Annotated in this window: 22 protein-coding genes and 1 pseudogene; 12 read left to right on the forward strand and 11 right to left on the reverse strand. The window is 71.4% G+C overall.

The annotated features are described in order from the left end of the window. Positions 1–18: 18 nt before the first annotated feature. The gene (locus tag RIN75_RS25060; RefSeq protein ID WP_309114458.1) at positions 19–780 is read right to left on the reverse strand and encodes a serine protease; all 762 of its coding nucleotides are present in this window, start codon (positions 778–780) and stop codon (positions 19–21) included. Positions 781–878: 98 nt separating this feature from the next. Then, complete coding sequence (locus RIN75_RS25065) at positions 879–1,910, reverse strand: M48 family metallopeptidase (RefSeq protein WP_309114459.1); 1,032 nt, start codon at positions 1,908–1,910, stop codon at positions 879–881. 70 nt (positions 1,911–1,980) lie between these two features. On the opposite strand from RIN75_RS25065, the gene RIN75_RS25070 reads away from it, so the two are divergent. After that, positions 1,981–2,913 (forward strand): alpha/beta hydrolase, encoded by a 933-nt coding sequence (locus tag RIN75_RS25070; RefSeq protein WP_309114460.1) that lies wholly within the window; start codon positions 1,981–1,983, stop codon positions 2,911–2,913. A 31-nt stretch (positions 2,914–2,944) separates the two neighbouring features. After that, entirely contained in the window at positions 2,945–3,418 is a 474-nt protein-coding gene (locus RIN75_RS25075) for a macro domain-containing protein (protein ID WP_309114461.1), read from the forward strand. On the opposite strand, the gene RIN75_RS25080 is transcribed toward RIN75_RS25075, so the two are convergent. Both RIN75_RS25080 and RIN75_RS25085 read right to left on the reverse strand, forming a co-directional pair. Continuing rightward, positions 3,419–4,258 (reverse strand): serine hydrolase, encoded by an 840-nt coding sequence (locus RIN75_RS25080; protein ID WP_309114462.1) that lies wholly within the window; start codon positions 4,256–4,258, stop codon positions 3,419–3,421. Then, the gene (locus tag RIN75_RS25085) at positions 4,255–5,196 is read right to left on the reverse strand and encodes a LysR substrate-binding domain-containing protein (protein WP_309114463.1); all 942 of its coding nucleotides are present in this window, start codon (positions 5,194–5,196) and stop codon (positions 4,255–4,257) included. The genes RIN75_RS25080 and RIN75_RS25085 overlap by 4 nt, the downstream gene beginning before the upstream one ends. A 92-nt stretch (positions 5,197–5,288) precedes the next feature. Between RIN75_RS25085 and RIN75_RS25090 the strand changes: the two genes are divergently transcribed. From RIN75_RS25090 to RIN75_RS25100, 3 genes and pseudogenes are all read left to right on the forward strand, one after another. Next, a complete protein-coding gene (locus RIN75_RS25090; protein WP_309114464.1) occupies positions 5,289–6,212 on the forward strand; it encodes an MBL fold metallo-hydrolase in 924 nt (307 codons plus the stop codon). A 100-nt stretch (positions 6,213–6,312) separates the two neighbouring features. Further along, positions 6,313–6,573: pseudogene (locus RIN75_RS25095) on the forward strand (antibiotic acetyltransferase); the annotation flags it as partial. A 78-nt stretch (positions 6,574–6,651) separates the two neighbouring features. Continuing rightward, positions 6,652–8,589 (forward strand): patatin-like phospholipase family protein, encoded by a 1,938-nt coding sequence (locus RIN75_RS25100; protein ID WP_309114465.1) that lies wholly within the window; start codon positions 6,652–6,654, stop codon positions 8,587–8,589. Here RIN75_RS25100 and RIN75_RS25105 read toward each other — a convergent pair. Continuing rightward, on the reverse strand, positions 8,573–9,379 hold the full coding sequence (locus tag RIN75_RS25105; RefSeq protein ID WP_309114466.1) for an SAM-dependent methyltransferase: 807 nt from the start codon (positions 9,377–9,379) through the stop codon (positions 8,573–8,575). The genes RIN75_RS25100 and RIN75_RS25105 overlap by 17 nt on opposite strands. Positions 9,380–9,452: 73 nt before the next feature. Further along, entirely contained in the window at positions 9,453–10,064 is a 612-nt protein-coding gene (locus RIN75_RS25110; protein ID WP_309114467.1) for a TetR family transcriptional regulator, read from the reverse strand. An 85-nt stretch (positions 10,065–10,149) separates the two neighbouring features. Here RIN75_RS25110 and RIN75_RS25115 point away from each other — a divergent pair, with 85 nt between their 5' ends. The 3 genes from RIN75_RS25115 (at position 10,150) to lon (ending at position 13,262) form a co-directional block, all read left to right on the forward strand. Next, entirely contained in the window at positions 10,150–10,539 is a 390-nt protein-coding gene (locus RIN75_RS25115) for a glycosyltransferase (RefSeq protein ID WP_309114468.1), read from the forward strand. An 88-nt stretch (positions 10,540–10,627) separates the two neighbouring features. Then, entirely contained in the window at positions 10,628–10,750 is a 123-nt protein-coding gene (locus RIN75_RS25120) for a hypothetical protein (RefSeq protein WP_309114469.1), read from the forward strand. Positions 10,751–10,910: 160 nt separating this feature from the next. Continuing rightward, positions 10,911–13,262 (forward strand): endopeptidase La, encoded by a 2,352-nt coding sequence (gene lon / locus RIN75_RS25125; RefSeq protein WP_309114470.1) that lies wholly within the window; start codon positions 10,911–10,913, stop codon positions 13,260–13,262. A 3-nt stretch (positions 13,263–13,265) separates the two neighbouring features. On the opposite strand, the gene RIN75_RS25130 is transcribed toward lon, so the two are convergent. The 3 genes from RIN75_RS25130 to RIN75_RS25140 all read right to left on the reverse strand — a co-directional run bounded on the left by RIN75_RS25130 (position 13,266) and on the right by RIN75_RS25140 (position 16,068). Next, the gene (locus RIN75_RS25130; protein ID WP_309114471.1) at positions 13,266–14,906 is read right to left on the reverse strand and encodes a substrate-binding domain-containing protein; all 1,641 of its coding nucleotides are present in this window, start codon (positions 14,904–14,906) and stop codon (positions 13,266–13,268) included. A gap of 116 nt (positions 14,907–15,022) precedes the next feature. Beyond that, entirely contained in the window at positions 15,023–15,160 is a 138-nt protein-coding gene (locus RIN75_RS25135) for a hypothetical protein (protein WP_309114472.1), read from the reverse strand. Between the two features lie 89 nt (positions 15,161–15,249). After that, entirely contained in the window at positions 15,250–16,068 is an 819-nt protein-coding gene (locus RIN75_RS25140) for a polysaccharide deacetylase family protein (RefSeq protein WP_309114473.1), read from the reverse strand. 174 nt (positions 16,069–16,242) lie between these two features. Between RIN75_RS25140 and RIN75_RS25145 the strand changes: the two genes are divergently transcribed. Next, entirely contained in the window at positions 16,243–16,770 is a 528-nt protein-coding gene (locus RIN75_RS25145) for a YbhB/YbcL family Raf kinase inhibitor-like protein (protein ID WP_309114474.1), read from the forward strand. A 42-nt stretch (positions 16,771–16,812) separates the two neighbouring features. Beyond that, a complete protein-coding gene (locus RIN75_RS25150; RefSeq protein WP_309114512.1) occupies positions 16,813–18,189 on the forward strand; it encodes a mycothione reductase in 1,377 nt (458 codons plus the stop codon). Positions 18,190–18,440: 251 nt separating this feature from the next. Here the strand turns inward: RIN75_RS25150 and RIN75_RS25155 are convergent, their stop codons facing one another. Continuing rightward, a complete protein-coding gene (locus RIN75_RS25155; protein WP_309114475.1) occupies positions 18,441–19,580 on the reverse strand; it encodes an MFS transporter in 1,140 nt (379 codons plus the stop codon). A 203-nt stretch (positions 19,581–19,783) separates the two neighbouring features. On the opposite strand from RIN75_RS25155, the gene RIN75_RS25160 reads away from it, so the two are divergent. Then, positions 19,784–20,455 (forward strand): FadR/GntR family transcriptional regulator, encoded by a 672-nt coding sequence (locus RIN75_RS25160; RefSeq protein WP_309114476.1) that lies wholly within the window; start codon positions 19,784–19,786, stop codon positions 20,453–20,455. A 178-nt stretch (positions 20,456–20,633) separates the two neighbouring features. On the opposite strand, the gene RIN75_RS25165 is transcribed toward RIN75_RS25160, so the two are convergent. Beyond that, on the reverse strand, positions 20,634–21,542 hold the full coding sequence (locus RIN75_RS25165) for a LysR family transcriptional regulator (RefSeq protein WP_309114477.1): 909 nt from the start codon (positions 21,540–21,542) through the stop codon (positions 20,634–20,636). A 73-nt stretch (positions 21,543–21,615) separates the two neighbouring features. On the opposite strand from RIN75_RS25165, the gene RIN75_RS25170 reads away from it, so the two are divergent. After that, a complete protein-coding gene (locus RIN75_RS25170; protein ID WP_309114478.1) occupies positions 21,616–22,524 on the forward strand; it encodes an EamA family transporter in 909 nt (302 codons plus the stop codon). Positions 22,525–22,569: the final 45 nt, after the last annotated feature.

The following is a 22,569-nucleotide window of genomic DNA, read 5'->3' on the forward strand; positions in this document are numbered from 1 at the left end:
CCGGCCCCGCCACTCACGTCACTCGGAGGTGTTTCCCCCCGTCAGGGCGATCTGCTCGGACAGGATCGGCTGGTAGGCCACCACCCGCGAGTAGATGCCGTACTTGCCCGCGCGGGCGCAGCCCTCGCCCCACGACGTGATGCCGATCAGGGTGTCGCCGACCACCAGCGGGCCGCCGGAGTCGCCCTGGCAGGTGTCCTTGCCGCCCTCGGCGTAGCCGGCGCACACCATCGACCTGCCGTCGTACTGGAAATACGCGTTCTCGCAGTCCTCGTCGGAGACCACCGGCAGGGTCACGCCCATCAGATAGCGCGAAGCCGGGGACTGCTCGCCGGTGCGGCCCCAGCCCAACCCGAACGCCCCGGTGCCGGGCGCGTACAGCGCCGTGGAGTCGGCCAGGCGCGCCGGGCGTTCGGCCACCGGCTCGCGCAGGGTCAGGACCGCCACGTCGTCGCCCCGGTCGGCGGTGATGTAGTCCGGGTGCGTCCAGATCGAGGCGAGCCGCACGACCCGGCCCTCGTCGCTCTGCTTGTCCTCGCGGCCGACCACGACCCGGGTCGACCGCGCGGTGCGGCCGGCCGCGCAGTGCGCCGCCGTGACCACCTTGGTCGGCGCGACGAGGGTCCCGCCGCAGAACTGGTTGCCGCTCGCGTCCGTGATGTACACGACCCACGGGTGGTCGGCGATCTTCACCCGATCACCGCCCACCACGCGGGGTTCGGCCGCAGCCGTCCCCCCGAGCAGCACCGCCAACACCGCCACCAGCGCACCCAGCCGCACAAGCCCTCCTCCGGTCAAAGGAACGAACCAGAGGCTAGCCAGAACGACCGACAGCGCTACGCCAATCGGCGGAGTTGCGGTGCTGTCACACTTTCAGGTTATTCCTGATCACCGTTGTTGCCGCCGAACCGCGAACGCACCTTGTCCGCCGCGCCTGCCAGGACGTCGCCGACCTCGTTGAGCACCTTCATCAACGGGTCCTCCGAGCGGGCCGCGGACTCCTTGTACGAGCGGGCCGCGTTCTTGATGTCCTCGGTGAACGACGACGTCGGGCGGTCGTCCTCGCGGCGCGGGTAGGTGCCGGTCAGGATCTCCCGGTACTCCTCGCCGGCCGCCCACCGCTGGAGTTCCGCGGCGCGCACGACGGCCATCGGGTGCGTCCGCCGCCACGTGTTGGCCAGCTTGAGCACGCTGTCCCGCACGTCCTCGACCTGCTCGTACTCCTTGGCCTGCTTGAGGAACTCGGCCGTGTCGACCTGGGAGACGTCCATGCCGCCCGCCATCGCCACGTGCACGCGCAGCGCGGCGGCCGGGTCCTGGCCGACCAGCAGGCCGGCGCGGTCGCAGCTCAGCTCGGTCTTGCGGTACCACTCGGTGAGCGCCGCGATCACCGCGCGCACCGCCCAGTAGCCGGCGGGCATCCAGCCCAGGCTGTTCTGCAACTGCATCAGGCGGAACAGGATCGTGCGGTACAGGGCGTGGCCGGACAGCACGTGCCCCATCTCGTGGCCGATCGCGAACCGCAGGCCCTCGGTGTCCAGCAGCTCCACCAGGCCCGTGGTCAGCACGATGAACGGCTTGTCGATGCCCAGCGTCATCGCCTGCGGGTCCGGGTTGCGCTCGATGAAGACCTCCGGGACCGGGTCGAGGTCCAGCGCCGCCGCGGCCTCCCGCCGCAGCCCGTCGATCATCGGGTACTGGCGCGGTCCGACCCGGATCGCCGACGCCACGTACATCAACCGCTCACCGCGCTCGGTGAACGCCCCCGCCACCGCCTGCAACACCGGCCCGATGCCCGGCACCGCGCGCAAGACCGCCAACGCCCCCCGGTCGGCCGGGTGCTCGTAGGCCCGCGGGCTGATGCCGGGGAACCGCACGCGCGAACTCGACCGCTCGATCTCCTCGCTCATGCCCTCCACAGTGCCACGGGTGGGCAGTGTCATCTCCCCGAAACGGTGATTCCCGATGCACACTGACGCGGTGAACGCAGACGTGCTCGGCACCGACTACGAGACCCGGACGCTGCCCCTGGGCGGAGTGGACCTGAGCGCGACCCTGGTCCGCCGGCGCGCCCGGCCCGCGTCCAGAGGTGCGGTGCTGTACGTCCACGGGTTCGCCGACTACTTCTTCCAGAAGCACGTGGCCGAGCACTTCACCGCGCGCGGCTTCGACTTCTACGCGCTGGACCTGCGCGCGTACGGCCGTTCGCTCAGGGCGGGCCAGACGGCGAACTTCGTGACCGACCTGGCCGAGCACTTCGAGGAGATCGACGCGGCGGTGCGGGTGGTCCGCGAGGAGGACGGGCACCGGAACCTGGTCGTCCTGGGCCATTCCACGGGCGGGCTGATCACCACGCTGTGGGCGCACGAGCGGCGTGCGGACGGGTTGTTCGACGCGTTGGTGCTCAACAGCCCGTGGCTGGACCTGGCTGAGCCGTGGATCACCCGGACCGTGGGCACGGCGTTGATCCGCGGCGTGGGCCGGATCGCGCCGAAGCTGGTGCTGAAGAAGGGCCTCGGCCCGGTGTACGGCCAGAGCATCCACTCCGACCACCACGGCGAGTGGGACTTCGACACGACGTGGAAGCCGATCGAGGCGTTCCCCGTGCTGGCGGGCTGGCTGCGGGCGATCCGCCGTGGTCACGCCACGGTCCACAAGGGCTTGGACGTGTCCGTGCCGGTGCTGCTGTTGCGGTCCGCGCGCAGCCACCTGCACGCCAAGAAGTGGACGCAGGAGGCGATGGGCGCGGACACCGTGCTGGACGTCGAGCACATGCAGCGGTGGGCGCCCAAGATCGGCTCGCGGGTGACGGTGGTGCAGGTGGAGAACGGGCTGCACGACCTGTTCCTGTCCGCCGAGCCGGTGCGCAACCGGGCGTTGGCGGAGATCGACGAGTTCCTCGACTCGATCTGATTGTCGGTGGTCGTGGGTAGCGTCCCGGGGCATGGCGGAGATCTCCTACCTGGCCGGTGACGCGACGAGCCCGCAGGCCAAGGGGCCCAAGGTGGTCGCGCACGTCTGCAACGACCGCGGCGGTTGGGGGAAGGGTTTCGTCCTGGCCGTCTCCCGGCGGTGGCCGGAGCCCGAGGCCGCTTACCGGCGGTGGCACCGGGAGCGGGCGCGCAACGACTTCGGGTTGGGTGCGGTGCAGGTGGTGCAGGTGCAGCCGGACCTGTGGGTGGCCAACATGATCGGCCAGCACGGGACCAGACCCGGGCGGAGTTCGGGGCCACCGGTTCGGTACGACGCGATCCGGCAGTGCTTGGAGGCGTTGGCGGGCCACGCTGTGCGGCTGGGTGCGAGCGTCCACATGCCCCGGATCGGGACCGGCTTGGCCGGTGGCCGGTGGGACCGCGTGGAACCGCTGCTCGCCGTGCTCACCGACCGGGGTGTCGCGGTGTACGTCTACGACTACTAGTCAGCGCAGGTGTTCGACCGCCAGGCGAGCGGCCGTTCCGATGACCGCGTCGGCGGCGGGCAGGGTGAAGGCGGTGCTTGCGCTGCGGGTGAAGACCGCCACCGCGTACCGGCCGCCGTCGGGGTAGGAGACCACGCCGACCTCGTTGCGCACGGTCGGCAGCGTCCCCGTTTTGCCCGCGACCCGGACGTCGTCGAACGGGAAGCCCGACGCCAGCCGGTGCGGCCACACCTGGAGGGCCATCGCGCGGCGGATCAGCTCGTACCGGTCGTCGGTGAAGACGTGGGTGAGCAAGGTGGTCAGTTCCCTGGCCGTGCCGCGGTTGGTGCGGGTCGGGTCCAGGGCGCGCAGGCGGGACAGGACGACCGGGTCGGCCAGGGCGGCGGGGAGTTCGGCGGGGGCGGCGTCCTCGGCCATCGAGTGCATGAAGTCCCGGGCGCGGTGGACGACCGTGGTCCTGGTCAGGCCCAGCTCGCGCAGCACCCGGTTCACCTCGTCCAGGCCGACGACGTCCACGAGCGCGTCGGCGGCGGCGTTGTCGGAGACCGTCATGGTCAGGAAAGCCAAGTCCCGCAACGACATCGTCACCGGGTCGACCATGCCGCCGATGCCGGTCGGGCCGGTGCTGCGGCGGTCCGGGCGGAGGGTGACGCGGCGGGTCAGGTCGGCGCCGCCGCGCAGCAGGGCCACCAGCAGGGGCAGTTTGAAGACGCTGGCCAGCACCACGGGGTCGTCCGCGCCCACGGCCACCTCGCGGGTCGGGTCGGCCAGGTCGACCGCGTGCAGCCGGCCGGTGACCCCGGCGTCGGCGAACGCGGCGCGGATGCGGGCGGCGCTCACGACAGGTACTCCGCGGCCGGGCGCGGGTAGCGCGGGAGGGTGCCCTCGGCGGGCCGCATGCCTTGTGCCACCAGGACTTCCGCGACGGCGTCGGCGAACGCGGTGACCGCCGGCGTGTGCCGGCCGCGCGGCCACGCGGGCGCGGTCCGCCACAGCAGCGGGGTGCCGCGCAGGGGTCGCCACACCACGTCGGCGGGCGGCGAGACGCCGTCGTGCAACGCCACCGCGCCGCCCGCGAGCACCAGGCCCAGCGCGAACTCGGCGTTGCCCGCCTGGTGCACCTCGGTCGGCGTGTACCCGTGCCGGGCGCACGTCGTGAGCACTTCGTCATGCAACGCGGGCGCGGTGGCGCGCGGGAACAGCACGAGACCGAGGCCGTTCAGGTCGGCCAGCCGCACGTCGGGCGCGGCGGCCAGCGGGTGGTCCGGGCGCAGCAGCACGCCCAGCGGACTGGTCAGCACCTCGCCCAGGCTCAGCCACGACACGTCGAACGGCAGCCGCAGCACGCCGACGTCCAGCGTGCGGTCGGCCAGGGCGCGGAGTTGTTCGGCGGTGCCGATCTCGCGCAGCTTCAACGCCACCGGGCTGCGCACCCGGAACGCGGGCAGCAGCGCGGCGACCGCCCGCCCGCCGAGGTCCGGTGGCACGCCCGCGCGCAGCGCCCCCGCCTCACCGCGCCGGAACCGGTCGGCCAGCGCGCGCAACCGGTCCTCGCCGGCCAGCACGTCCCGCGCCTCGGGCAGCAGTTGCCGGCCGGCGTCGGTGAGGGCGACCCGGCGGGCGTCCCGGTCGAACAGGCGGACCCCGAGTTCGCGTTCCAGCCGCTGGATGCTCTGCGACAGCGGCGGCTGGGACATGCGCAGCCGGGTGGCGGCCCGCCCGAAGTGCAGTTCCTCGGCGACCACGAGGAAGTACCGGAGGTGCCGCAGGAGGTCCACGAGCAGCGATGATAGTGGTTCGAATATCGCTGTCCGCGCGATATTGGTCTTGGACACGTCCGCACGAGCACTGCTGTCCTGGGGTCATGTGCTTGAACAGACGACAGGTGTTGGTCGGGTCCGCGGCGGCGTTGGCGGGGGCGGCGGTCGCGGGATCGGCGGTGCCGGCGTTCGCCGAGGGCCGCAGCGGGGTGCGGCTGCGGTGGCTGGGTGTCGCGGGGTGGGAGCTGACCTTCGCCGGGCGGCGCGTGGTGATCGACCCGTACCTGACCCGGCTGCCGGTGTTCGACAAGGACGGCAAGTTCATCCCGGATTTCCCGCTGAACGTGCGGACGGACCTGGTCGACCGGCACCTGGCCGAGAAGCCCGAGTTGGTGCTGGTGTCGCACGGGCACTACGACCACATGCTGGAGGCGCCGTACCTGGTGGCGAAGCACGGTTGCCGGGTGATCGGGACCGAGACCCACCGCAATCTCCTGCTGGCACAAGGGGTTCCGGCGGGGAACATCACACTGGCCTCCGGTGGCGAACACCTGGACTTCCACGGGTTCACCGTGCAGGCGTTCCGCAGCCTGCACTCGGTGTTCAAGGACTACGGCACCTTTGCGCCCGGCACCCTGACCGCCGTGCCGCCGCGCCCGCAGACGATCGCGGACCTGGTCGAGGGTGGGACGCTGGCCTACCTGGTGGACGTCGGCGGGTTCTCGGTGCTGTTCCTGTCCGGCACGGCGAACTTCGTCGAGCGCGAGGTCGCCGGGTTGCGGCCGGACGTGCTGGTGCTCGGGATGAGCGGGCACGCAAACGTTTTCGACTACACCGCGCGGGCGTTGCGCGCGACCCGGCCGCGGGTGGTCGTGCCCAGCCACCACGACGACATGGTGACCCAGCTCGACGACCCGAACCTCCCGCCGCGCGGCAACCCGGCGGCGGCTGCCGAACTGGCCGACACGGCGCGGCGGATCGGGCTGGCGACGCGCGTGCTCGACCCGGAAATCCTGCGCTGGTACGAGTTCTAGTCGCGGTCGAGCACCCCGGCCCGCGCGGCGGCCAGTGCCGCGCGGGCCGATCGCCGGGCGGTGTCGCGGTCGAGGGGTTCACCGGTGATGAAGATCCGGACCGGGCGTGCGCATCGGCGACGGGGCGATCATCGCGTCCGGCGCGGTGGTGACGTCGGACGTGCCGCCGTACACGGTGGTCGGCGGCAACCCGGCCAAGCCGGTGAAACAGCGCTACTCGCCGGCCGACGTGGACCGCCTGCTGCGCGCGGCGTGGTGGGACTGGCCGATCGCCCTGGTGACCGAGCACGTGCGCACGATCATGTCGGGAACCCCGGCGGAGATCGAGGCCATCGCCCGGGACCACGGCCTACTCGGATGAGGGGCGGTCAAGCCTATTGGTCTAGCGACGGCTCCGGTCCGGTGGCGCGATCATTGAGCGCGCACGAGGGAGGTCGCCATGGGCGATGACCGCGAGGAGTTCAACCGGTACTGCGACGTCACCATGCGGGGTGGGGCGGCCAGTGGGGTCGTGTACCCGTGGGCGGTCGTCGAGTTGGCTCGGCACTACCGGTTCCGGTCGTTGGGGGGCGCTTCGGCCGGGGCCATCGCCGCGGCCTTCACCGCCGCCGCCGAGAAGGGCCGGGACGACGGCGGGTTCGGCAAGCTGGAGGACGTCATCCGGTGGTTCGCCGCGCCGGACTGGCGGCTGGCCCAGCTCTTCCAGCCCAGCGAGCACACCCGCAAGCTCTACCGGATCGTCGCCGCCTCCATGCAGTCCCGCGACACCACCGGCCGCAGCGCCACCACCTGCCTCGTCCTCGCCCTCCTGGGCGCGATCGGGTTCCGGGCCAAGGTCGCGCTCGGCCTGGTGCTCGCGCTGTGGCTGGTCGGACCGTTCGCCTGGTTCCTCGCGCTGGACTGGGGAACCACGCCAACATGGGCACTGGTCGCGATCATCGTCACCGTGCTCCTCGTGGTCCCCAGCGTGCTCATTCGGGTCCGCCCCAAGCGCAGGACACGCAAGAACACCGCCCTGACCTGGCTGCGCCGCCTGGGCACCGCGGTACTGCTCGCCCTCCCGCTCATCCCGGTCTACCTGGCCACCCGCTGGACCACCCAGAGCCTGGCCTCCGCGGCCACCGCCACCGCCTGGTGGATGGTGCTCGCCTTCGCCTTCGTCAGCGCGGTCGCCACCACCTACCTCTTGGGCGCCAAGCGTTTCCTCACCACCAAGGCGCAGACCATCCACTTCGGACTGGTCCCCGGCACCGGCGAGTTCACCGCGAACTTCTGGGACCGCCGCTGCGGCGTCCCGCGCTCCACGGGCGTGCCGCCGATGAGCGACTGGTTCGCCGACCGCCTCGACGACCTGTCCGGCACGGAGAACCTGAGGTTCTCCCACCTCACCACCAACCTCGTGCTGATGACGACCGACCTGTCCGAGGGCCGCCCCTACCGCCTGCCGTTCAGCGAGCCGTCGCCGGCCTGGCTCTACTGCACCAAGTGCCTCAACAACGTCGTCCCCCAGCGCATCACGGACACCCTCGACGGAACCGAAACCGAGCACACCTGCCCGTTGCACAAGGACAGCACCCTGCGCACCCTCCCGCAGGACCTGCCGGTGGCGCTGGCCGTGCGGATGAGCATGCCGATGCCGGGCCTGATCGCCGCCGTCCCGCTGTGTTGCGCGGAACCCGAGCCGCGCGTGCACTGGTTCTCCGACGGCGGCGTCACCAGCAACTTCCCGATCCACTTCTTCGACAGCCTGCTGCCGCGCTGGCCCACGTTCGGCCTGACGCTCGGCCCGTTGCGGGACGGCGGGGACCCGGTGTGGCTGCCCGAACAGGACTCGTCCACCACCGGCACGCCCTACCGCGAGGTCTCCCGGCCGCTCCAGTTCGCCACCGCGATCCTGGACACCATGCTGGACTGGCGCGACACCATGCAGTCCGCGCTGCCCGGCTACCGGGGCCGCATCGCGCACATCCGGCTGGCCGACGGCGAGGGCGGCACGAACCTGTTCATGACGCCCAAGACGATCCGCACCCTCGCCGAACGCGGCCGGCGCGCGGGCACGCTGCTGCGCGACCGGTTCACCGCCGACGACGCCGAGAAGACCGACCGCTACCGCTGGATCCGGATGCGGCTGGCCATGCGCGAGTACCAGCAGCTGGCCGCCCAGGCCAAGCAGCGCGCCGACCTGTACAAGGACCTGGCCGACGACTACCCGATCCCCGAGGACCTGCACGAGTGGTTCGACACGCCGCCCGCCGGCGCCGACCCGCACGGCACCGACATCATCCTGACCCTGGACGGCCTGGCGGCGCTCAGGCCGGGCCCGTTCGACGGCGAACCGCCGGTGGACCCGGACCTGCGCCTCACGCCCCCGGAATAGGCTTGCGGCCGACGCCGACGAACGCGCTGATGTAGGCGTCGTCGGAGTCCGGCCGCCACTCCGGCAGCGCCACCACGCCCGGCTCGACCACGTCGAACCCGGTGAAGAACGCCTCGATCTCGTCGTGCGACCGCAACGCCAGCGGGCTGTCGGTGCGGCGGTAGATCGCCTTGATGCGCTCGGTGTCCTGGAGGCCGTCCCGCGGCACCCCCTCCAGGCTGCCGTGCGACAGGGCTAGCCAACTGCCGGCCGGCAGGGCGTCGCGGTAGCGGGCCACCGCCTTGCCCGGCTCGTCCGAGTCCGGCACGAAGTGCAGCACCGCCACCATCAGCACCGCGATCGGCCGGTCGAAGTCGAGCACGTCCCGGGCGGCCTTGAGGACGGTGTCCACCTCGCGCAGGTCGGACTGGACCGCCGTGGCGAGGGGGTTGTCGGCCAGCAGGGCGTTGCTGTGCGCGACGGCGACCGGCTCGACGTCCACGTACAGCACGCGCGCCGAGGGGTTGGCCTGCTGGGCGATCTCGTGCACGTTGCCCACGGTCGGGATGCCCGAGCCGAGGTCGAGGAACTGGTCCACGCCCTGCTCCACCAGGTACCGCACGGCGCGGCGCAGGAAGGACCGGTTGGCACGGGCGGCGCCGGACATCCCGGGGTAGATCCGCTCCACCGACTGCGCGGCCTCGCGGTCCACCGCGAAGTTGTGCGACCCGCCCAGGAAGTAGTCGTACATCCGGGCCGCGCTCGGGCGGTCCAGGTCCACCGACGCCGGGACCCAGCTTGCCTGCTCCATGCCACTTCCCCTCAACGATCGCGACGCGCGTGATCGTCGCGGAGGGTCACACCGGGCACAACCCCTGAACGGGCTACGCCCCGGCTCGGAACGGGTTGGCGGGCTCGTCCGGTTGGCCGGTCAGCAGGCGGTCGACCAGGGCGGTCACCAGGTCGCGGCGCTGGTCGTCGGTGAGCAGGTCGGGCAGGGTCAGGCGCTCCACGATCAGCCAGTTGAGCGCCAGCCACAGCAGGACGACCATCGTGCCGTCGCCGGGCAGGCCGGACTTCTCGTGGTAGTCGACGTTGAACTCCACGTCCTGGCGGATGCGGAGGGTGAGGACCTCGCGCAGCTCGGGGCGGCGGGTGGCCTCCAGGCGCAGTTCCAGCAGGGCCAGGAAACCGGTGGGGAAGGCGGCCACGCGGTCCACCAGCTCGTGCATCAGCTCGGTGACGCGCTCGCGGTCGCGCGGCCCTTCGAGCCCGCCCGCGATGACGTCCTCGTCCACCAGCCGTTCGTACACGCGCTGGCCGGCCTGCTTGAGCATGTCGTCGCGGTTGGCGAAGTAGTTCGAGGCCGTGCCGGTGGGCACTTCGGCCTGCTGGTCGACGGCCCGGAACGTGAGCCCGCGCGCACCTTCCTTCGCCAGGACCTCGATCGCGGCGTCGAGCAGCGCCGCCCGCCGCTCCGGATTGCGACGCACCATCGAAACCACTCCGCTTGTAGTACTACAAGGAACGGCACACAAAGTACTACGACCGGAATCGGGCCGGTAGGGGATGATCAACCCCGTGCGCGTCCTGTTCACCTGCATCGGCGGTCCCGGTCACCTCAACCCGCTGCTGCCGGTCGCCCGCGCGGTCGCCGATCGCGGGCACGAGGTGCTGTGGGCCACATCGGGGGCGTTGCAGGGACTGGTCGAACGCGCGGGCTTTCCGTTCCACCGCTTGGGTCCCGCGCCCGACGACGCGCCCCGGACCAGGACACCGCTGCTCGTCCCCGACACCCGGCGGTCCGAGGACGAGGTGCGGGAGGGGTTCGCCCGGCGCGGGACGCGGAGCCGGTCGCCGCTGGTGCGGGCGCTGATGCGGGAGTGGCGGCCGGACCTCGTGGTGTGCGACGAGTTCGACTTCGCGACCATGCTGGCCGCCGAAGGGCTCGGCGTGCCGACCAGCCGATGAACGCCGACCGCTGCGCGGCACTGGGCGTCGGCTGCTCGCTCGACCCGGTCCCGCCACCCCGGCCGACGTCCGCGCCACCGTGGCGGCGGTGCTCGCCGACCCGGCCCACCGCCGGTCCGCCGAACGCCTGCGCGACGAACTGGCCGTACTGCCGGGACCCGAGCACGCCGCCACTCTGCTCGAAGGGCTGGTCAGCCGCACCGCCAGGTGAAGGCGGACGCCGGCATGGCACGGATTCCGCGCGAGAACCGTTGAGGGAGAGGCGGGTTTCCGGGGTTTCCCGGCCCGCATCGCTCAGAGCGAACACCCCGGGGAAACAATCCTCCGCTCACGTTGGTTGAGCCGTACAGACTCAACTTTGGAGGATCGACATGGGTGAGACGTTGGCGCTTCCGGTGCTGCCGCTGGACGACGTGGTCGTGCTCCCCGGCATGGTCGTCCCGATCCGGCTCACCGGCTCGGACGCCGCGGCCGAGGCGCGCGCCGCCGTCGAAGCCGCTTCCGCGGCGGGCGGGGAGACCCGGGTGCTGCTGGTGCCCCGGCTGGACGGCAAGTACGCGAAGGTGGGCACGCTGGCCGTCGTGGAGCAGGTCGGGCGGCTGTCCGGCGGCGAGCGCGCGGCGGTCGTGCGCGGCACCGAGCGGGTGAAGATCGGGACCGGCACCACCGGACCCGGCGCGGCCCTGTGGGTCGAGGCGACGGTGGCCGACGAGCCGCCCGTGGACGACCGCACCCGCGAACTGGCCCGCGAGTACCGCGCGCTGGTCACCACCATCCTCCAGCAGCGCGGCGCGTGGCAGGTCGTGGACTCGGTGCAGCAGGTGGACGAGCCGTCCGCGCTGGCCGACCTCGCCGGTTACGCCTCCTACCTCAGCGACGAGCAGAAGATCTGGCTGCTGGAGACCAGCGACGTCGCCGAGCGGCTGGAGAAGCTGCTGGAGTGGGGCCGCGAGCACCTGACCGAGCTGGACGTGGCCGAGACGATCCGCAAGGACGTCACGGAGGGTGTGGAGCGCCGGCAGCGGGAGTTCCTGCTGCGCCAACAGCTCGCCGCGATCCGCAAGGAGCTGGCCGAGCTGGACGGCAAGCCCGCCACCGAGGAGCAGGACTACCGGGCGCGCGTCGAGGAAGCCGACCTGCCCGAGCACGTCCGCAAGGCGGCGCTGTCCGAAGTGGACAAGTTGGAGCGCACGTCCGACCAGTCCCCCGAGACCGGCTGGATCCGCACCTGGCTGGACACCGTCCTCGAACTGCCGTGGAACGAGCGCACCGAGGAGACCTACGACATCGCGGGCGCACGGGCGGTGCTGGACGCCGACCACGCGGGCCTCGACGACGTGAAGGAGCGCATCACCGAGTACCTGGCGGTGCGGCGCCGCCGGGCCGACCGCGGCCTGGGCGTCGTCGGCGGCCGGCGCAGCGGGGCGGTGCTCGCCCTGGTCGGGCCGCCCGGTGTGGGCAAGACGTCGCTGGGCGAGTCCGTGGCCAAGGCGATGGGCCGCAAGTTCGTCCGCGTGGCCCTGGGCGGCGTGCGCGACGAGGCGGAGATCCGCGGCCACCGCCGCACCTACGTCGGCGCGCTGCCCGGCCGGATCGTGCGCGCGATCGCCGAGGCCGGCTCGATGAACCCGGTCGTCCTGCTCGACGAGATCGACAAGGTCGGCGCCGACTACCGCGGCGACCCGACCGCGGCGCTGCTGGAGGTGCTGGACCCGGCGCAGAACCACACGTTCCGGGACCACTACCTGGAGGTGGAGCTGGACCTGTCGGACGTGGTGTTCCTGGCCACGGCCAACGTCCTGGAGTCCATCCCGGGTCCGCTGCTGGACCGCATGGAGCTGGTGCAGCTCGACGGCTACACCGAGGACGAGAAGGTCACCATCGCCCGCGACCACCTGCTCCCCCGGCAGGTCGAACGGGCCGGCCTGACCACCGAGGACGTCACGGTCTCCGAGGACGCCCTGCGCAAGCTGGCCGGCGAGTACACCCGCGAGGCGGGCGTCCGCCAGCTGGAACGGTCCCTGGCCCGCGTCCTGCGCAAGATCACCGCCCGGGTGGCGTTGGACGAGGCCGCGCTGCCGGTGTCGGTCGACGTCCCGGACCTCAAGGGCTACCTGGGTTCGCCGAAGTTCACGCCGGAGTCGGCGGAGCGGACGGCGGTGCCCGGTGTGGCGACGGGTCTGGCGGTCACCGGCGCGGGTGGTGACGTGCTGTTCGTGGAGGCGTCCCTGGCGTCGGAAGGGACGGGCTCGGCGGGTGTCACGCTGACGGGGCAGCTCGGTGACGTGATGAAGGAGTCGGCCCAGATCGCCCTCTCCTACTTGAAGTCCCACGACAAGCGGGCCGCGGCGCTGGCCGAGCGCGGTGTGCACATCCACGTCCCGGCGGGCGCGGTGCCCAAGGACGGGCCGTCGGCCGGCGTGACGATGACGACGGCGCTGGCTTCGCTGCTGTCGGGTCGGCCGGTGCGGTCGGACGTGGCGATGACCGGCGAGGTGTCGCTGACCGGGCGCGTGCTGCCGATCGGTGGGGTGAAGCAGAAGTTGCTGGCGGCGCACCGGGCCGGGATCACCACGGTCCTCCTGCCCCAGCGCAACGAGCCCGATCTGGACGACGTGCCGGAGTCGGTGCGGGAAGCGCTGACCGTGCACCTCGTGGGTGATGTGCGCGAGGTGCTGGAGTTGGCGCTGGAGCACGAGTCGGTCGCGGTGGCCGCGGCCTAAGCGCTAACGCAGGTTGCACAGCTCCAGAGGAGTTCCCTCGGGGGTTCGGCACGGCAGGTAGCCCGCGTCCGTCATCCGGACGCGGGCTTCGTCGTGCTCCAGCACGTACCGGATGAACCTGCCCGCCAACGAGTTCCCGTCCGGCTTCCCCTTGGTGTACAGGTACTCCACCGTCCAGAAGGGGTAGCCCGCCTCCACCCCCACCGACGCGTCGAACATCTTCCCGTCCAGCGACAGCGCGGTCATCCGGTTGGTCTTGCGGGCCTCCGCGACCGACGGCGCGTCCGCGTAGCCGATCGCACCCTCGACCGCGGCGATTTCCCTCACCACGTCGGCGTTCTTGTCGCGTTCGCAGCGGATCACCGTGGCCTGCGGGGCGCGGTCCTTCGTTCGACAGTCGTCCGAGGTGAGCGTGCCTTCGCCGGTGCCTAGGACGCGTTGCTCGAACAACTCGCGCGTGCCGGACTCGCCGCCGCGGCCGACGATGCGGATCGGCAAGGGGTCGCCGCCGCGCAGTTGGCTCCAATCGGTGTACGCGCCCGCATAGATCCCCCTGAGCTGGTCCAAGCGCACGGTGTCCATGCCCACCGAACTGTGCACGACCACGTGGTACACCACGATCGCCGCCTGCTCGGCCACGACGTCGCTGACGTCCTGCTTGCCGTCCGACATGGCGATCAGGCCGTCCTCCGGCGAGGCCGCGGCGACCGAGCGGACACCGGCGATGCTGCCGTTCGCGTCGGTGGCGATCTGCGCGTCGGGGCAGGCTTTCCCGTACTCCTCGGCGATCTTCGCCATGGTCGGCATGAAGACGCTCGAACCCTCGACGCGCAGCGGCCCGGTGCCGCACGCGACCGAGCCGTCCGAGGACGGCGGTGCCCACGCCAGGGTCACCACGAGCACGGCGGCGAGGAGTGCGGCCAGACCGCCGGTCAGGCGGGGCAGGGTGAGGAACCGTTCCTGCTTCTCGTCGTGCAGGACGCCCGCGCCGCCCAGGTGGCCGGTGATCTTGACCTCCTTGCCGATCTCGCCCGTGGGGTTGGTGTCGGGCTCGCGCAGGACCACCAGCAGCTTGAACTTCTGCTTGCGGCGCAGGGTGAGCGACTCCAGCCGGACGCCGTGCCACACCGGTTCGACGACCGCCCTCGGCCGGTCGCCGCCGTTGCGGAACAGGCGGGCCATGCTCTGGGACACCCGTTCGCGCACGGTCGGCAGGGACACGCGCAGTTCATCGCGGCCGAAGAACTGGAGGCTGCGGCGGACCTCCTCGCGCAACTCTTCCGACCCGGCCTCCGACACCCGCGCGTTCCAGACCACCCGATCGCCGAAGGTGAAGGTGAGGGGCTTGTCGAAGTCGTCCGGGTCGATGTCGTAGTTGCCGCTGTTGCGGACGCGGACCACGACGATGCTCATCCGCTCCAGCTGGCGCACCAGCTCGCGCAGTTGCGGCGCGTGGGAGTCGGTGCCGTCGTGCAGCTGGTCGGGACCCAGGCCGATCTTGGAGTTGTAGAGCACCCGGAAGCTGAGCCGCTTGCGGCGCACGAACAGCCGGTCGATGAGCGGCGTCGCGAAGAGCAGGGCGATCGCCAGCGCCACCGGGCCGGGGCCACCGAGGAAGTCCAGCGCGGACCGCAGGATCTGCACACCGAATTCTGCGTCGGACTACCGGTGGCACTCCGCGGAAAGCCGGACGTTCACTTGGACTTCATGTTGCGGCAAGGGGGTCCCGGACGGACGGGACCCCCTTGCCTCGCAGGACGTCAGTGATGGGCACCGACGTCGATGACCAGGCGGGTCGGGTTGCTGAGCAGGAACACGCGGTGCCACGTCTCCACGCGGAGTCCCAGGCCGACCGTAAGGTTGGCCTCGTAGTCACCGGTGATCGCGACGGCCTGCACGTTGTTCAGCGACGGCGTGTTGAACTGCTGCGGGCCGGTGTAGGTGGGGTTGCCGTTCTCGTCGTGCGCGGCGACGGGGGTTGCGCGGCTCAGGGTTGCGTTGTGGAGAGGAAGTCCTCCAGGGGCACCGGGGTCAGGCCGTGGGCCTTGCAGTGCTCCAGGAACGCCAGGAAGTCCTCGACGAACGTGTGCCGGAAGTGCATGAGGACGATGTCGCCCGGGACGAGCTTGTTCCCCGCCTGGAACTGCACGACCCCGTCGTTGACCGCCGCCGTCCACATCACCAGGGCCTTGAAGCCGCAGTCCGTGGCCGCCTTGCGGGTGGTGGCGTCGTGGTTGCCGAACGGCGGGCGGAACAGCGTGGGCCGCACCCCGGTCTGCTGCTGGAGGTAGTCGGCGTTGCCGCAGATCTCCTGCTTCTGGAACTCGTAGCCCTTGCCCAGCAGGTTCGGGTGGTTCGCGGTGTGCGAGTGGACGGCGGCCTTGGCGTCGTCCTGGAACGCCTTGAAGAACGCGGGCTGCTCCACGACGTGCTTGGTGTTGAGGAACAGCGACGGCCGGGTGTTCGACGACTTCATCAGTTCCAGCGCCGCCGGGTGCCGCACCGCGCCGTCGTCGATGGTGATGAACACGTACGGCTTGTCGGTCTGGATGCGCCGCACCACCGGCAGCAGGCCGTCCTGGCTCGCCGGGACCTTGGCCTGCGGGGTGCCGTACTCGTAGGGGTGCTGGAACACCGGCACCGTCGTGCCACCGGGACCGGGGACCGCCGTGGGCGGCGTGGTCGTGGTGACCGCGGTGGTCGTGGTGGTGGTCGCCGAGGTGGTCGGCCGCGCCGCGGGCTCGGGCGCGCAGGCGACGGTGACGACGGCCAGGGCAGCCGCGACCGCCACGCCGATTCTTCGCATTGTCGGGAGTCCCCCCAAGTAAAGATCCGCCCCTGAACGATCCGCCGCCGGCGCGGCGGCCCCTGATATTGGAGACGGTCCGAGCACCGCTCGGGTTGCGCGGTGATGGTTTCGCAACCAATGTTCACCCGACCGATAAGGTCGAGTGAGGACCGCTTGTGTGGAGGACCGCAGATGAGCCTTGAGCGCCCCGTCGCTCCCGACCCCTACTCCCTGCTCCCGGCCGTGGCGTCGTTCGACGTCACCTCGACCGACGTGCGCGACGGCGGGACGCTGCCCGACGCGCACGTGTACGCGCAGGGCGACACCTCGCCCCACCTGAGCTGGTCGGGCTTCCCCGCGGAGACCAAGAGCTTCGTCGTCACGTGCTTCGACCCGGACGCGCCGACGCCGTCGGGCTTCTGGCACTGGGTGGCGGTGAACCTGCCGGCGTCGACGACCTCGCTTCCGACCGGCGCCGGCAAGTCGGACGACGGCCTGCCCGGCGACGCGTTCCACGTGCGCAACGACTACGGCACCCGCTCGTTCGGCGGCGCCGCGCCGCCCCCGGGCGACCGGGCCCACCGGTACTACTTCGTGGTGCACGCGGTGGACGTGGAGGCGCTGGACGTGACCGAGGACTCGTCGCCCGCGGTGGTGAGCTTCAACCTGGCGTTCCACACGCTGGCCCGTGCCGTGCTCGTCGCGACGTACGCCGCCTGAGGTGCGGGAATGAGCGCCTCACGTCGTGGGTTGCAGCACGACGTGAGGCACTTCGACCTGGTCATCATCGGCACCGGCTCCGGCAACTCCATCGCGGACGAGCGATTCGCGGACTGGGACATCGCGATCGTCGAGAAGGGCGTGTTCGGCGGCACGTGCCTGAACGTCGGGTGCATCCCCACGAAGATGTTCGTGCACACCGCCGACGTCGCCGCCGCGCCGCGCGCCGGTGGGCGCCTGGGCGTGGACCTGGCGCTGGAGGGCGTGCGCTGGACCGACGTGCGGGACCGGATCTTCGGCCGCATCGACCCGATCTCCGAGGGCGGCCGGCGGTGGCGGGCGGAGGAGAACGCCAACGTCACCGTGTACGAGGGGACGGCCCGGTTCGTCGGCCCGAAGGCGCTGGACACCGGCACCGGCGAGGTGATCACCGCGGACCGGTTCGTCATCGCGGCGGGTTCCCGCCCGGTGGTGCCGGAGGTCGCGGACCTGGCGTCGGTCGGCTACCACACCAGTGACACGGTCATGCGCCTGGAGTCGTTGCCCCGGCGGCTGACCATCCTGGGTTCGGGGTTCGTGGCGGCGGAGTTCGCGCACGTGTTCTCGTCGTTCGGCGTCGAGGTGACCGTGATCGCCCGCTCGGACCTGTTGCTGCGCCACGAGGACCGCGAGATCGCCGAGCGCTTCACCGCGCTGGCGGCGGAGAAGTGGGACGTGCGCTTGGGCCGCAAGGCGGTGCGGGCGGAGCGCGCGTCGGACGGCTCGGTGCGGCTGCACCTGGAGGGCCCGGACGGCGCCGAGGTCGTGGTGTCGGACGAGTTGCTGGTGGCGGTGGGCCGCAAGCCGAACTCGGACCTGCTGGACCTGGCCGCGACGGGCGTCGAGGTGCACCCGGACGGCCGGATCGTGGTGGACGAGTACCAGCGGACGTCCGTCGAGGGCATCTACGCGATGGGCGACGTCAGCTCGGAGTACCAGCTCAAGCACGTGGCCAACCACGAGGCGCGGGTCGTCCAGCACAACCTGCTCAACCCCACTTCCCTGATCGCCTCCGACCACCGCTTCGTCCCCGCCGCGGTCTTCTCGTCCCCCCAGATCGCTTCGGTGGGGCTGACCGAGGAGCAGGCGGGCGCGCAGGGCATCCGGTACGTGGCCGCGTCGCAGGCTTACGCGTCGATCGCCTACGGCTGGGCGATGGAGGACACGACCGGCTTCGCGAAGGTCCTCGCCGACCCCGCGACGGGTCAGATCCTGGGCGCGCACATCATCGGCCCGCAGGCGTCGTCGGTGATCCAGCCGATCATCCAGGCGATGAGCTTCGGCCTCGACGCCCGCACGATGGCCCGGGGCCAGTACTGGATCCACCCGGCGATGCCCGAGGTGGTCGAGAACGCCCTGCTCAACCTGCCCCTGGACTGACCGACCTCACACCGGCACGACGCTCGGCCGCGGCGATGGACGCGATCACGGGATCGACGGGTCGTCGCCGCGGTTTTCCGCCCCGAGGCGAGCACGAGCGCGAAGGTGCTTGGTCGACCAAGTCGTCCAAATCCGTGCGGAACTGCTCGGCGTCGATGACCGGGGCGTGGCCGGCGGCGTGCGCCAACTTCGCGTGCGGGACGAACCTCCGAGTGATCTTCCGAGTCACCCCGCAACGCCATTGCGGCGAGCTACACCGTGCGCGGGCGGCCGGCGATCCAGCCGAGAGTTGTGAGCAGTGCGAGCAGGGCGACCAAGAGCAGCATCGACACGGTCCACGTCCCCGTCGCACCCCGCAGCAAGCCGAACGCGAACGGCCCCGCCGCCGAGATCAGGTACCCGATCGACTGCGCCATCGCGGACAGCCGCGCGGTGTCCGCCGTCGAGGACGTGCGCAGCGAGATCATCACCAGGGCCAGCGGGAACATGCCCATGCCCAACCCGACCAGCACGACCCACAGCCCCGGAGCCGCCGCCGGCGCCAGCGCCAGACCCACGACACCGGCCATGGACAGCAGGCCCAACCCCAGCACCAGGCCGGACTGGCTCGGCCGCCGCGCCGCCAGCGGCGGGACGATCAGGCTCACCGGGACGCCCAGCACCATCGTGATCGCCAGCAGCAGACCCGCCGTCGTCCGGTCCACGCCCGCGTCACCGAGGATCTGCGGCAGCCAGCCCATCACCGTGTAGGCGAGCAGCGACTGCAAGCCGAAGAACACCGTGATCACCCACGCCAACGGGCTCCGCACCAAAGAACGCTTGCGAGCCGAGCCCCGCGACGTCGAAGTGCGGACCGGAGCGCCGTGACGAGCGCCCGCCAGCCACACCAGCAAAGCCGCCAACGACAGGAACGCCCACGCCCCCACCGCGAGCCGCCACGACCCCAGCCACGACTCCAGACCGGGCGTGAATGCCGCACCCAGCGCCGCACCGGCCGCGAGCGCCGCCGTGTAGACACCGGTGATCAGGCCGACCCGGCCCGGGAACGAGTCCTTGACCACCACGGGGATCAGGACGTTGCACACCGCGATCCCGGCGCACGCGATGAACGTCCCGCCCAGCACCACCGCCGGCCCGTCGACGACCCGCAGCACCAGACCAATGGTCAACACCAGCAGCGAGAGACCGACCGCCCGCGCCATCCCCAGCCGACGCCCCAACCACGGCGCCAGGAAGGCCGCGAAGCCGAAGCACAGCGTGGGCACGGCGGTCAGCAGCGACGTCCACGCGGTCGACACGCCGAGCGACCCGCGCACGTCACCGAGCACCGAGGCCAGGCTGGTGACGGCCGGTCGGAGGTTCGCGGCGGCCAGCGCTACGCCGATCGCCAACAGGGTGCTGCCGACCAGGGCAACTTGGCGGTTCGCACCCCCGAACCCGGCGCCCGTGCCAGAAGGATTGACCGCGATCGTCGCATTGGCACCGGCATCAGTGGCAATGTGAACCATCGACGGTGTCCGGTCTGGCTGGGTCTGCTGGATCGTCACCGGACTACTATCGCAGACATAGGATGTTCGGATGAAAGGACGACGCTGTGCCGTTGGCCACTACCCGACGGGCCGGACTCGTCGACCAGGTGATCGACCAGATGCGGGGCGCGATCGCCGGCGGTGAATGGCCGGTGGGCCGGCGCATCCCGCCGGAACCCGAACTGGTCAACGCCCTCGGCGTGGGCCGCAACACCGTGCGGGAGGCGGTGCGCGCCCTGTCCCACGCGGGACTGCTGGAGGTCAGACAGGGCGACGGCACCTTCGTGCGCGCCACCAGCGAGCTGTCCGGCGCGGTCCGCCGGCTGTGCGGCAGCGAGTTGCGCGAAGTGCTCCAGGTGCGCCGGACGCTGGAGGTCGAGGGCGCCCGCCTGGCCGCGACCGAGCGCACCGACGAGGAGCTGACCCGCCTGACCGCCCTCCTGGCCGAGCGGGACGCCGCGCTGGCCGCCAAGGACTGGGACCGCCTGGTCGAGCGCGACGCCGCGTTCCACCTGCTGCTGGTGCAGAGTTCGCACAACAACCTGCTGTTCCAGCTCTACCAGGGCCTGACCGAAGCGGTCCGGGCCAGCATCACGGCCACCGTGGAGACCGACCACGAGGACGACCACGTGTCCCACACCGGCCTGCTCGACGCCATCCGCGACCGGGACCCGGCACGGGCGGCGGCGGAGGCCGGCGGGTTCCTGGAGGAGCTGCTGGAACGCCACAAGGACTAGCCGGCCGGGCTTTCCGCGGCACCGACGGAAAGCCCGGCTCTGCCCGAAAGAGGGCGGGGACCCCCCACGGCGGCGGATGAATCCTTGGGAGGTCCCCTGGGTGATGGCTGGTGTTAGCGCCCACAACCAGGGTCGCGACGAGCCACCCCGTCGCAACAACGGTTTGCACGATCGTTACTCAAGCGGTGGAACGTTCACCCCAACAGCCGTGCAGCGCCGCCAAAGTGGCCCCCACCGCGGGCCGCCGAGTGGCCTGCGTCCGCCACACCGCGAACACCCGCCGGGTCGGCGTCGGCGTGAACGGCACCGCCCGCACCCCGCCCGGCAACTCACCGCGCCCCAAGCGCGGCAGCAACGCGACGCCGATCCCCTTCGCCAGCAAGGCCAACTGCGTCTCGTACTCGGCGATCCGGTAAGCCAGATCGGGTTCCATGCCCGCTCCGCGGAAGGTGTTCACCAGCCAGTCGTGGCAGATCGTCCCCTCCGGCTGGCAGATCCACCGCTCCCCCGCCAAGTCCTCCGGCACCACGACTTCGCGCTCCGCCAACCGGTGCGACACGGGCAGCAGCACGTCCGCGACGTCCTCCCCCAACTGCACCCGCGACACCGCGTCCGGCACCGCCAACGGCGTGTTCACCCAGTCATGCGTCACGGCCATGTCCAACTCGCCGCGCGCCACCGCCTCCAACCCCTCCGGCGGGTCCAGCTCCACCAGCCGCACGTCCAGCGCCGGGTGGTCGCGCGCGAGCGCCACCAGCGCGGCCGGCAGCAGCCCTCGCGCGGCCGTGGCGAACGCGCCGATGCGCAGCTCGCCCACCGCCGCCCCGCGCTGCTCCTCCAGCGTCACCTCGGCTTCCTCGACCAGCTTGAGCACCTGCCCCGCCGTGGTCGCGAGCAGGTAGCCGGCGTCGGTCAGCGCCACGCCACGGCCGCGCCGTTCCAGCAGCGTGCTGCGGGTCTCGCGTTCCAGCTTGGCGATCTGCTGGGACACCGCGGAGGGCGTGTACCCCAACGCCGTCGCCGCGGCGCCGACCGACCCGTGCGTGGCGACGGCGTGGAGGGCGCGGAGCCTGCCGAGATCGAGCATGTAGCAATCCTAAACCAAAAGCCTTAGCAGTATTCGCTGGTGCTAAACGATCGGTCCGCCAAGACTCGAGGTCGTGAAACCTCGCCACGCCGCCCTCGCGGTCCTGATCACCAGCATCTGGGGCGTCAACTTCGTCGTCATCAAGGTCGGTCTCGCCGAGTTCCCGCCCCTGTTGTTCTCCGCGCTGCGCTTCCTGGCCGCCGCCGTGCCCGCCCTGTGGTTCGTCGGCAAGCCGCGGGTGGCGTGGAAGTGGGTGGTGGCGGTCGGGTTCCTGCTGGGCGTGGCCAAGTTCGGGCTGGTGTTCCTCGGCATGGGCGCGGGGATGCCGGCCGGGCTGTCGTCCCTGGTCCTGCAGAGCCAGGTCATCTTCACGGTGATCTTCGCCGCCGCCCTGCTCCGCGAACGGCCCCGGCCCGTGCAGTTGGCCGGTATGACCGTGGCCGCCGTGGGGATCATGCTCATCGCGCTGGACTACGGCGTCGGCAGCCCGATCTCCGCGTTGCTGCTGGTCGTCCTCGGCGCGGTGGCCTGGGGCCTGTCCAACGTCGTCACCCGGTACGCCAAGCCGCCGGACGCGCTGAGCTTCATCGTGTGGGTCAGCGCCGTCGCCGTCCTGCCGCTGCTCGGGTTGTCGCTGGTGTTCGAGGGGCCGGCCGCCGGGTTGGCCGCGTTGACCGACCTGCGGTGGACCGGGGTGAGCGCGTTGCTGTTCATCGCGTGGATCTCGACGCTGTTCGGGTTCGGCGTCTGGGGGTTCCTGCTGCGGGAGTACGACGCCTCGACCGTGGTGCCGTTCGCCCTGCTGGTCCCGGTGGCGGGCATGTTCTCCGGCTGGCTGCTGCTGGACGAGGCCGTGTCGCCGCTGCGGATCGGCGCCGCCGTCCTGGTGATCGCGGGCATGGCGGCGACGACCGTGCGGTGGTCAAAGCCGAAGCCGGCCCTGATCGTGCACAGAGAGGTGATTGACGCTCGCACTGGGTGATGATGGACTGGTGGTCGACGCCGAGCCCGCCTTCGGTGGCACCCC

The sequence above is a fragment of the Saccharothrix sp. genome, from assembly GCF_031180885.1.
GTDB lineage: Bacteria > Actinomycetota > Actinomycetes > Mycobacteriales > Pseudonocardiaceae > Actinosynnema.

Coding starts and splice junctions, on each gene's coding strand:
- RIN75_RS25075 (WP_309114461.1), top strand. CDS start 2,945: ATGGCGGAGATCTCCTACCTGGCCGGTGACGCGACGAGCCCGCAGGCC.
- RIN75_RS25065 (WP_309114459.1), bottom strand. CDS start 1,910: ATGAGCGAGGAGATCGAGCGGTCGAGTTCGCGCGTGCGGTTCCCCGGC.
- RIN75_RS25105 (WP_309114466.1), bottom strand. CDS start 9,379: ATGGAGCAGGCAAGCTGGGTCCCGGCGTCGGTGGACCTGGACCGCCCG.
- RIN75_RS25165 (WP_309114477.1), bottom strand. CDS start 21,542: ATGCTCGATCTCGGCAGGCTCCGCGCCCTCCACGCCGTCGCCACGCAC.
- RIN75_RS25100 (WP_309114465.1), top strand. CDS start 6,652: ATGGGCGATGACCGCGAGGAGTTCAACCGGTACTGCGACGTCACCATG.
- RIN75_RS25110 (WP_309114467.1), bottom strand. CDS start 10,064: ATGGTGCGTCGCAATCCGGAGCGGCGGGCGGCGCTGCTCGACGCCGCG.
- RIN75_RS25140 (WP_309114473.1), bottom strand. CDS start 16,068: ATGCGAAGAATCGGCGTGGCGGTCGCGGCTGCCCTGGCCGTCGTCACC.
- lon (WP_309114470.1), top strand. CDS start 10,911: ATGGGTGAGACGTTGGCGCTTCCGGTGCTGCCGCTGGACGACGTGGTC.
- RIN75_RS25145 (WP_309114474.1), top strand. CDS start 16,243: ATGAGCCTTGAGCGCCCCGTCGCTCCCGACCCCTACTCCCTGCTCCCG.